This is a genomic window from Pedobacter sp. 01N416 (genome assembly GCF_056399685.1).
The window spans coordinates 1-10,702 of record NZ_JBFTRT010000112.1 but is presented as its reverse complement, the minus strand read 5'-3'; the positions used below and the strand labels follow the sequence as shown (position 1 = coordinate 10,702).

The 10,702-nt window shown below is 37.9% G+C and carries 10 protein-coding genes; 6 read left to right on the top strand and 4 right to left on the bottom strand.

Annotation, left to right across the window (positions count from 1 at the left end; translation table 11 throughout):
- Window positions 1–29: 29 nt before the first annotated feature.
- Window positions 30–2,237: a RelA/SpoT family protein gene (locus AC1DND_RS08360; RefSeq protein ID WP_108199883.1), complete on the bottom strand. Its 2,208-nt coding sequence runs from the start codon at window positions 2,235–2,237 to the stop codon at window positions 30–32.
- 109 nt (window positions 2,238–2,346) lie between these two features.
- Between AC1DND_RS08360 and AC1DND_RS08355 the strand changes: the two genes are divergently transcribed.
- From AC1DND_RS08355 to AC1DND_RS08340, 4 genes are all read left to right on the top strand, one after another.
- On the top strand, window positions 2,347–2,961 hold the full coding sequence (locus AC1DND_RS08355) for a DUF4294 domain-containing protein (RefSeq protein WP_477580717.1): 615 nt from the start codon (window positions 2,347–2,349) through the stop codon (window positions 2,959–2,961).
- Window positions 2,962–2,966: 5 nt separating this feature from the next.
- The gene (locus tag AC1DND_RS08350; RefSeq protein WP_477580715.1) at window positions 2,967–3,479 is read left to right on the top strand and encodes a glutathione peroxidase; all 513 of its coding nucleotides are present in this window, start codon (window positions 2,967–2,969) and stop codon (window positions 3,477–3,479) included.
- 7 nt (window positions 3,480–3,486) lie between these two features.
- Window positions 3,487–4,203, top strand: coding sequence for a bacillithiol biosynthesis deacetylase BshB1 (gene bshB1, locus AC1DND_RS08345; protein ID WP_477580713.1), 717 nt, complete (start codon window positions 3,487–3,489; stop codon window positions 4,201–4,203).
- A 171-nt stretch (window positions 4,204–4,374) separates the two neighbouring features.
- Window positions 4,375–5,736, top strand: coding sequence for an acyl-CoA dehydrogenase family protein (locus AC1DND_RS08340; RefSeq protein ID WP_477580711.1), 1,362 nt, complete (start codon window positions 4,375–4,377; stop codon window positions 5,734–5,736).
- Between the two features lie 452 nt (window positions 5,737–6,188).
- On the opposite strand, the gene AC1DND_RS08335 is transcribed toward AC1DND_RS08340, so the two are convergent.
- Genes AC1DND_RS08335 through lat form a run of 3 tightly spaced genes read right to left on the bottom strand, consistent with a single transcriptional unit; the run spans window position 6,189 to window position 8,813 of the window.
- Window positions 6,189–7,049, bottom strand: a complete 861-nt coding sequence (locus AC1DND_RS08335; RefSeq protein ID WP_477580709.1) for a hypothetical protein — start codon at window positions 7,047–7,049, stop codon at window positions 6,189–6,191.
- Between the two features lie 28 nt (window positions 7,050–7,077).
- The gene (locus tag AC1DND_RS08330) at window positions 7,078–7,479 is read right to left on the bottom strand and encodes a hypothetical protein (protein ID WP_477580707.1); all 402 of its coding nucleotides are present in this window, start codon (window positions 7,477–7,479) and stop codon (window positions 7,078–7,080) included.
- 2 nt (window positions 7,480–7,481) lie between these two features.
- A complete protein-coding gene (gene lat, locus AC1DND_RS08325; protein WP_477580705.1) occupies window positions 7,482–8,813 on the bottom strand; it encodes an L-lysine 6-transaminase in 1,332 nt (443 codons plus the stop codon).
- Between the two features lie 240 nt (window positions 8,814–9,053).
- Between lat and AC1DND_RS08320 the strand changes: the two genes are divergently transcribed.
- Complete coding sequence (locus AC1DND_RS08320; RefSeq protein WP_477580703.1) at window positions 9,054–9,635, top strand: Crp/Fnr family transcriptional regulator; 582 nt, start codon at window positions 9,054–9,056, stop codon at window positions 9,633–9,635.
- Between the two features lie 80 nt (window positions 9,636–9,715).
- The gene (locus AC1DND_RS08315; RefSeq protein WP_477580701.1) at window positions 9,716–10,606 is read left to right on the top strand and encodes an MBL fold metallo-hydrolase; all 891 of its coding nucleotides are present in this window, start codon (window positions 9,716–9,718) and stop codon (window positions 10,604–10,606) included.
- Window positions 10,607–10,702: the final 96 nt, after the last annotated feature.

The following is a 10,702-nucleotide window of genomic DNA, read 5'->3' as shown; positions in this document are numbered from 1 at the left end:
CTGCTATACTACTCAGGACTTCGGACTAATTAGGCATCAAACCTCGTTACTCCTGTAACACCTCTAACTTTTAATAAATTTTTAATCAGGTTTTCCAGGTGCTCGGTATCGTTTACGAAAATCATAATCGAACCATCAAAAATCCCTTCGTTAGTATCCACAGTAATTGACCTCATATTTACTTTAAAATCGGTAGAAATAACCCTGGTGATGTTATTGATCAAACCTACATCATCAATGCCTACAATGCGTAAGCCGGTTAAGAAAGTTAATTCCTGTTGTTTGTTCCATTTGGCTTTCACCACGCGATAACCATAATTGGCCATTAGCTGCGCAGCGTTAGGGCAGTTGGTACGGTGTATTTTAATCCCTTCACTTACGGTAACAAAACCAAAAACATCATCACCAGGGATTGGATTGCAACATGCGGCTAGCGTGTAATCTATTTTTTGCAGGTCTTCTCCAATGAGCAAAATGTCATTTTCCGAGCCCTTCATTTTGGTTTTAACGATGTCTACCGTTAGGTTTTCAGGTCGCTCCGGTCCGCGGTTTTCAACTTCTTTCTCACTCGACAGATACTCTTTTATATCTTTCAGCTCGATTTTTCCTAAAGCAACATTAACAAAAAGCTCTTGTGTAGAAGGCAGTTTAAAGAAATAACTTAGCTTTTGTAGATTGTCGGTATTGTAGGTGATTTTTAAAGATTTCAGCTTCCTTTCTAAGATTTCTTTCCCATTTTCGGCAATTTTCCGCTTTTCTTCTTTTAAAGATGATTTAATTTTCGATTTAGCCTTGGCAGTAACCACCACATTTAGCCAATCTTCTTTAGGTGTTTGTTTGCTTGAGGTGATAATCTCCACCTGATCGCCATTTTGAAGCTTATACGAAATAGGAACCAGTTTGTGGTTCACTTTAGCGCCTATACAGGTTGCACCTACGTCGGTATGGATCTCGAAAGCAAAATCTAATGCGGTAGCGCCTAATGGCAACTGGATCAAGGCGCCTTTTGGCGTGAAAATAAAAATTTCATCCGAGAAAAGGTTCATCTTGAAATCGTCAAGGAAATCTAAAGCGTTGGCTTCAGGATTGCTCAGCATTTCGCGGACTTTCTGGATCCACTGATCCAGGCCGTTATCGTTACTCGATTCTTTGTATTTCCAGTGTGCAGCAAAACCTTTCTCTGCAATTTCGTTCATGCGTTGTGTACGGATCTGTACCTCAACCCATTGCCCGCGTGGCCCCATTACCGTAGTATGCAAACTTTCGTAGCCATTTCCTTTTGGTGAGGAAACCCAATCGCGTAAACGATCCGGATTTGGGCGGTATAAATCGGTAACAATAGAATACGCTTTCCAGCAATCGGCCTTTTCATTTTCAGGTGCCGAGTCCAAAATAATCCGGATGGCAAAAAGATCGTAAACCTCTTCGAAAGGAATATTTTTCTTTTTCATCTTGTTCCAGATGGAGTGGATTGATTTGGGTCTGCCATAAACATCGGCCACTAAGCCTTGTTCGTGAACAATTTCGTCAATCGGTTCGACGAATTTYTTGATGAAAAGCGCACGTTCAGCTTTTTTCTCGTTTAATTTTTTTGCAATGAATTTGTAAGTGTCAGGGTCGAGATATTTCATCGAAAGATCTTCCAACTCTGATTTTATGGCATATAAACCCAATCTATGGGCTAATGGTGCATATAAATAAATGGTTTCTGAAGCGATTTTAAGCTGCTTGTGGCGGGGCATAAAATCCATTGTACGCATGTTATGCAAACGATCGGCAAGTTTGATCAGGATTACCCTCACATCATCTGCCAGGGTAAGCAGCATTTTACGGAAATTCTCAGCCTGTAAAGAGCTATTGGTATCGAAAACGCCAGATATTTTGGTTAAACCGTCGATAATTTTAGCGGTTTTCTTGCCAAATTCGCGTTCAATATCTTCTAAAGTGATATCGGTATCTTCTACCACATCGTGTAATAAGGCACATACAATAGAGGTTGTTCCTAAGCCAATTTCTTCAGCGGCAATCTGCGCTACAGCAATGGGGTGGTAGATGTAAGGTTCGCCAGACTTTCGGCGCATATCTTTATGGCTCTCCAGTGCCATATCGAAAGCTTTCCTGATTTCTTTTTTATCGCCCTTTTGTAAAGTAGATTTGCTTGCCCGTAGTAATGCCCTATATCTTTTTAGAATCTCTTGCTTTTCCGCCTCTAAATCAATCACTAACTCTGTTTTCATTTGTATTTTTTGCGTAAAAATTGCGTCTTATTTATGAATAAAACTTATATTAGTTTTGTGAAACACCTAATATATGAAATAACACCTAACTTTGTAAAAGTATAAATTTATGAAAATTAAAGGGCTCTTTTTTCTTTGTATTGTAATGATTTGTAGCATTTCGCTGCGGGCTCAGGATCCTGCTGCGCCAATATTCCCTAAATTGGGTAAAAGCGATACAATAAGAGTAGCCTCAACAAATGATAATGGTGTAATGATTCCGTGGATGCAACTTAACGATGTATCTATTTATGCCGCAAGGATATGGAAATCACCGGCAGAACAGGCCGCGTATAATCGCTTAAGGTATAACGTATTAAAAGTAATGCCGTATGCACTGTTTGCAAAACGTAGATACGAGCAATTAGAGCAGGATATTGCCCGAACTCCTGAGAAAAAGGAACAGAAACAGCTGGTTAAACAATGTGATAAAGAAATTAAAGACATGTTTAACCGCGAAATAAAAGAATTAACCATTACTCAAGGTCAGATTTTAACGAAACTGATCGACCGTGAGGTGGGCAGAACAACGTACGATATAGTAAAGCAGACCAAAGGCGGTTTTGCTGCATTTTCTTATCAGATTGTGGCCCGTGTGGTAGGACATAATTTAAAAAGCACTTACGATCCGAATGAAGATAAGGATATAGAATCTATTATCCGCACTTCAGGATTTTATCAATAACTATAATGCAGGAACGCATTCCGAATATTTATTCATTTAAGGTTAAAAAAATTAATGGCGAAGAGCAGCCGTTATCAGCCTACCGCAACAAAGTTGTTTTAATTGTAAATACAGCCTCCGAATGTGGTTTTACGCCACAATTGAAAGAATTACAGCAGTTAAAAGACGAGATTAATAGCCCTGATTTTGAAATTTTGGGTTTTCCGACCAACGATTTTGGAAAGCAGGAACCACTTAATGGATCTGATATTGCATCTTTCTGTGAGATTAACCATGGTGTAAAATTTCCGGTTTTTGATAAAATTATGGTACGTGGGGCACGTGCACACCCGCTTTATCAATTTCTGAGCGATAAAAAACAAAACAGAAAATTAAGTTCGAAACCCCGTTGGAACTTTCATAAATACCTCCTGAACAAAAATGGCGAGCTGGAAGATTATTTTTTACCATTCACCAAGCCATTGAGTTCGAAAATTAAAAAGAAAATTCAGCAACTGCTGAGCCAAAATGCCCAATAATTACGTCATGAAGTTAGATATTTTAGTTATAGCCGTGCATCCTGATGATGCAGAGCTTTGCTGTTCAGGTACTATTTTAAAACATATTGCCCTTGGTAAAAAAGTTGGAATTGTAGATTTAACCAGAGGCGAGCTGGGTACGCGTGGTACTGCAGAAACAAGAGATGAAGAGGCCGCAGACTCTGCGAAAATTTTAGGTTTACATGTTCGCGAAAATTTGAGAATGAGGGATGGCTTTTTTCAGAATGATGAATTTCACCGTTTAGAAGTAATTAAAGCCATCAGGAAATACCAACCAGAAATTATTTTAAGCAATGCGCTAGAAGACCGTCACCCTGATCATGGCAGAGCTGGCGATCTGGTGCACGATTCGGTTTTTTTATCGGGACTGCCAAAAGTAGAAACATCAATTGATGGTGTTAAACAAGAAGCGCACCGGCCGAGGTTATTGTTGCAATATATTCAAGACAGGTACTTAAAACCTGATATTATTGTGGATATATCTGACCACATGGATAAGAAAATTGAATCGATTAAAGCTTTTAAAACCCAGTTTTATAATCCTGATGTAGATGGCTTGCAAACCTATATTTCTTCACCAGAATTTTTTGAAAGCGTAATTGGCCGTTCCAGAGAATTTGGTAAAAGCATCGGTACCACTTTTGGCGAAGGCTTTACCTCAAGAAAATTGTTGGGTGTTGATAGTTTGTTTGATTTAAGGTAAATTTTTTAACCGCAAAGAAAAGAAGTGTTCCGCAAAGTACGCAAAGCTGTAGGGATTTGTCTTACTAAGATTTCTCTTTCTTTTCCTTAGCGAAAAACTTAGCGCCCTTTGCGGTTATTTTGACAGTCCAACAAAACCGCCCTTCGTTTGTTATTCTCAAAACGAATAATAATGGCGAATATATTCTCTTCTCTCAAAAATGCGTACAATCTTTTTAAACATGTAGATTTCGATAAGTTAGAAGCTTTATCGAAAAAAGTCGATTTACCCAAAATAGTCGAAACCATATCCAATCTGGATGATAAACAGATTCAGGGGATGATGAAAATGATGGGTGGATCGGGTAAAAAGCGAGAATTACCACCAATTGAAGGTGATTTTTACCATTTGGGCGACGAAGCACTCAACGATGAGGATCGCGAACTCCAGTTAAAAGTGCGTGCTTTTTTAGAAAAAGAAGTAAAGCCCATTGTAAACCATTACTGGAACAAAGCCGAATTTCCTTTCGAAATTATCCCAAAACTTGCTGAACTTAATATCTGTGGTTTAACCTATAAAGGTTATGGCTGTCCGGGAAAATCGAATTTGATGGAAGGGATTTTAGCGATGGAAATGGCTCGGATAGATACCTCGATTTCTACTTTTTTTGGTGTACAGAGTGGTTTAGCGATGGGATCGATCTATTTATGTGGATCGGAAGAACAAAAACAACAGTGGTTGCCACTGATGCAGCAATTTAAAATTATCGGTGCATTTGGGCTAACCGAACCCGAAGTGGGCTCTGCTGCTGCTGGAGGACTCACTACAACCTGCAAAAAAATAGATGGCAAATGGATATTAAATGGTCAGAAAAAATGGATCGGTAATGCCACTTTCGCCGATATCTTAATTATTTGGGCACGAGATGAAGAAAGTGGTGAGGTTAAGGGTTTTATTGTAAAAAAAGATAATCCTGGTTTTGCTGTAGAAAAAATGCAGGATAAAATGGCCCTCAGGATTGTGCAGAATGGAATTATCACTTTAAACAATTGTGAGGTAGAAGAAACGGACCGCCTGCAAAATGCAAACTCATTTAAAGATACAGCAAAGGTATTGCAAATGACAAGAGCAGGAGTGGCCTGGCAGGCTGTTGGCTGTGCCCGTGGTGCTTACGAAAATGCACTGGATTATACCCGTACCCGAAAACAGTTTGGTAAACCCATTGCATCTTTTCAATTGATTCAAAACCATTTAGTTGAGATGTTGTCGAATTTAACAGCAATGCAAACATTATGTTTTAGGTTGTCACAATTGCAGGATCAGGGCTTGTTGAAAGATGAGCATGCTTCGTTAGCCAAGGTATTCTGTTCGTTACGTACACGTGATGTGGTGAGCAAGGCCCGTGAGGTAATGGGTGGAAACGGCATTTTATTGGAATATAATGTAGCGCGTTTTGTGGCCGATGCTGAAGCAATTTATTCTTACGAAGGCACAAAAGAAATTAATACGCTGATTGTAGGTAGAGCCATAACGGGTTTCTCTGCATTTGTTTAGGTAGTGGGAACTCACGAAGTTTGAAAGGCTAAGAGCAGTTCGGGAACTTCGTTAGTTTTGAGCTGGGGTAATTAGTTGCTTGCGAGTCTGAGCGTAGTCGAAGACTAATGTAATATGATAAATAGCAGGATTTTTAGGGTTAGGAAACGAATGTCAGCATTTCATGGGTGCTTCAGTCCTGCCATTCGCTGTAGTCCCGACGAAAAGTCGGGAGCTGCCGCTGCTGTCAGGTTTATGAACAAAAGTTAGCGGCCCCTGCAACCTCAAAAATAAAATACTTTTCTGGCCATTTAGCCCAGGTTGGAGCGATACCCTGCAGCAACGAGGTACGAGGTAGCGAAGCGTATAAGCGTAAAACGGGAAGAAACTTAATGTTTTGCACAGGCATAGCGCTACAAGAAAAAAGTGTTTCAGAATTAGAAAACGTGGATCTGCAGCCCGGTTTTAGTTAATTAAATAGCTTTTAACACCCAGGTTTCTCGGATTCTGCCAATTTTATTCGCCTGCTCCTTCATTTTTTTTAATAATTCAATATCAATATATTTTAGCGAGGAAAGTTGATGCCAAACTGAAGTTGCTTTAGTTGTCAATTTGAAACCTTGTTCAAGAAAGAAGTGTTCAGCCTGTTCAAAGCTATCAAACTTATTATCTTCTACATGATGTGTTTCCAGAAACTGAGAAAAATAATCATTGGTTTCATTTTTAGGTGCTGGTCGTTTAATATATACATCAGCAGTGATCCAATAACCACCTCTTTGTTTTAATGATTTATGGATGGTTTTACATAGTGATATCTTTTCTTCATTATTTAAATACACCAATAAACCTTCATTTATAATACTAATCGGACCGAGAGGCATTTGATTTATAGCATTTGAAAAAGCGTCTCCATCCAAAGCATTTAAAGCTTCGGTTTTGAGTTTACCCTTTAATTGTAATTTCTCATCAACAATTAGTCGATCAACCAAATCTTTTTTGATGTCGATTACGCCTTGTAAATCAGTATCCAAATAATAAATAGTCGGGTGCCTTAAAACCAGATCCAAGCCCCTGAAAGAATAACCAGAAGAAATTTCTATAATATTTAAAGAGCCCGATGCAAAAAGTAAGCTATCCAGAGATAAATATCTACTCTCAAAATGGACCAACCGTTTTAAAAATACCTCATCAAAATCTTTATCATATAATTTTTCAAGGGCGTCGTTGCCGTAAATTAACTTAACAGCGTCAGCAACAAAGGGAATATTCGTTAAACTTTTGGCTAGCAATAGCGATTTTGCTGATGGACTTATCGAACTATAATCACGATTCATTTGTAATTATACCAAAAAAAATCTATGTCTAAAACGGATACTTATTAAATGCTACCTGGCTCATTGCGCTTTTTTCGAATAGCGCAATACAGGATTTATTATATTGAGGATTGAAGTTTACTTCTCCAGGTTCCAAAGTTTTCGGAACGTTGGAATTTTCCATAAAGAAGTAAACTTTTGTATTGCCATATTTGGTATGGGGCATTAAATTGCCATAATCTTCCATTTCTTTCCATAGCGAATCTTTAACCGTAACGATATAAATCCGCTGTACCGGACCAGTATTGTTTGCATTTCTATACTTGGCAATTTCTTTAAAACCGGCTTTCATATCCTCAATCCCAGGCTGATCAAAAACAGCTTTAACCATGAAAAAGATCAACACTAAAATACCTGCAACTAAGAAATAAACTAACGATTTTCTATTCATGCCTACAATAAAGGCAATATTTTTTCCATAACCGTCAAGCCTTCGTCAATATGCTTTTGCTCAATGCAAAGTGCCGGACGAAAGCGTATCGTTTTTTCACCACAGCCCAAAAACATCACATTGTTTTCTAATCCTTTGCCAATAAATGCATTCCGCATTTCTTTTGTCGGGAAATCAAAAGAACACAACAAACCTCTTCCACGAACATTTGTCATTTGATCAAATTTATGCGATAGGTTTTCTAGTTGATCTCTTAAGTACACACCTACTTTTGCTGCATTCTCACAAAGCTGATCTTCTTCTACAATTTGTAAAATCTGCGTAGAACGAACCATATCAACCAAATTGCCTCCCCAGGTTGAGTTAATACGGCTTGGCACTTTAAATACATTGGTTTCAATTTCGTCTACCTTATTACCGACAAGAATACCACAAACCTGCATTTTTTTTCCAAAAGCGATGATATCTGGTTGAGCTTTTTCACTAAAATGTTGATGGCACCAGAATTTACCGGTTAACCCAACCCCGGTTTGTACTTCATCATAAATCAAAAAGGCATCATTTTCATCGGCCAAGGCCTTAAGTTGGATCAAAAATTCTTCACGCAGGTGGTTATCTCCACCTTCAGATTGGATTGGTTCTATAATTATAGCGCAGATATCGTCTTTATTATCTGCAAATGCTTTTTTGATCTGCGCTAAAGATGTTTCTTCGGTTTGAATGGCATGACTTAAATTATTTCCTGAAAGCGGAAATTTAACTTCCGGAACAGCCACTCTTGGCCAATCGAATTTGGCAAACCACTTGGTTTTATCGGGTAGGGTATTGGTTAAGCTTAAAGTATAACCCGTTCTGCCATGAAAAGCCCTTTCGAAGTGTAAAACCTTAAAACCTTTTTCTTCAGTATATCCTTTCGCAAAATTTTTCTGAACTTTCCAGTCCATGGCTACCTTAATTGCATTTTCTACTGCTAAGCCTCCACCTGCAATAAAAAAAGCATGCGGCAGGTAAGCCGGAATACCGACTTTGGAAAATGTTTCAACAAACTGTGCATACTGCTGGGTGTAAACATCAGAGTTCGATGGATTAGCTAATGCAGCGAGGAGAAGATTTTTTTTAAATGCTTCATCATTGATCATTTTAGGGTGGTTATAACCTAAAGGAACGGAAGCAAAACAAGTGAAAAAATCGAGTAAAGTTCTGTTGTGTTTAGCATCGTAAATGTAAGCACCATGACTTTTTTCCATATCATAAGTCAGGTCGAAACCATCGGCCAAAATGTGCTTACTTAACGATTCGTTAACGCGATCTGCAGGTACTGTTAATTGATACATAAACTTGGTTTTGGTATAATCCAAATTTAGTTAAATGTGCCTAAAATCAAAATTTAAGCACTTTTTGTGCACTTTACATAAAAAATAGGTTTAAACTGTTTAAAGTATGATTATAGACAAAATCGCGTTTTGGACTTCACCGATGTGGAAAACTTTTTTCGAAAATTCTTATTGCGGAGCAAATTAAATCTAAATAAATATGAACTATCTATGGGTTTTAAGCCTGATATTGTAAACCTTATGAAAGAACTTCTCCATCAGCATATTTCCAACCATGTAACCATTCCGGAAAAGGAAAGAGATATATTCTGTAACCTGTTCAAACATCAATTGGTTAAAAGAAAGCGTTTTTTACTGCAAGCGGGTGAAACCTGTAAATTTGAAGGTTTTGTAATCAAAGGACTTTTCCGCATCTATCATGTTGACCAAAATGGTTTTGAAAACATATTGTATTTTGCCATTGAAAACTGGTGGATTACCGATATTGATAGTTTCACCAATAACACACCTTCTCAGCTCTATATAGAGGCTCTTGAAGATAGTGAGGTACTGCTTATTTCTAAGAAGGACAAAGAATTTGCTTACATCAATCGTCCTCAAATTGAGAAGCTATTCAGGATAATGACCCAAAAAACCCACGTTGCCCTACAAAGGAGGATGATCGATAATTTGAGTAAAACTGCAGACCAGCGCTATCTTGATTTTATTAAAAAATATCCGCAGCTCCTACAACGATTGACCAACCTTCAGATTGCAGCTTATTTAGGCATTAGTCACGAATTTTTGAGTAAGATCAGAAAAAAAAATGTAACCGGTAGCTAGCTAACCTGTATTTATTGAACTTGTTCAATCTTTTTGTCTTGGTGTCCTGTGCATCTTTGTGTCATCAAATAACATAAGGCATGAAATCAATTATTTCAACATTATTTCTAACTATTCTAATCTTATTAAAAATGGAAGCAAATGCACAAGGTTTCAAAACTATTGAAACAGCTAATTTAAAGCTCGAAGTTTATAACGCATCAGAGAATGCTTTTGGCGTGGCATCCGTAATCGTTTCAGGTAAAACAGATGCCGTTTTAATCGACGCACAATTTACTTTGGAAGACGCGGAAAAGGTCGCCGGCCAAATCAAAAAGTCTGGTAAAAAATTAACTGTAATTTATGTTTCCCATGCTGATCCTGATTATTACTTCGGATTGGAAGTTTTTAAGAAACATTTCCCGGAAGTAACGGCTTTCGCCTCACCGGAAACCGTGGAAGCTATCAAAGCCTCTGCACAGAAAAAACTGGATGTTTGGGGGGAAAGATTAGGCAAGGCCATTACTTCTAATGTGGTATTACCACAGGTTATAAAGGGAAATAGCATTGATTTGGAAGGTCAGAAACTCGAAGTTGTTGGCTTGGAAGAATTTCCTGCAAAAACCTTTGTTTGGATTCCTTCAATTAAAGCAGTAATAGGTGGTATCAATGTTTTCGGAACTACATTTAACCTATGGATGGCAGATGCACAAACGCCGGAAGCCCGTAAAAATTGGATTGCTGTTTTAGACAAAATCGAAGCCTTAAATCCTTCAATCGTTATTCCTGCACATGCCAATAACGCAAGCCCATTTGATGTTAGTGCAATAAAACATACCAAAAGTTATATCCAGTTTTACGAAGAGGCTTTAAAAACCAACAAAACTTCTGAAGAGTTGATCAAAGCGATTAAAGCACAATATCCAACATTAACTTTTGAAACGGCTTTACAGATTGGAGCAAAGGTGAATACCGGCGAAATGAAATGGTAGAATTAATCGCAAGGAATAAATTTAAGTTAATTATTCCTTGCGATCTAAAAGGCTAAAAAAACGCTCTTAAATCATTATTTCTTTTTGAGATTGTTT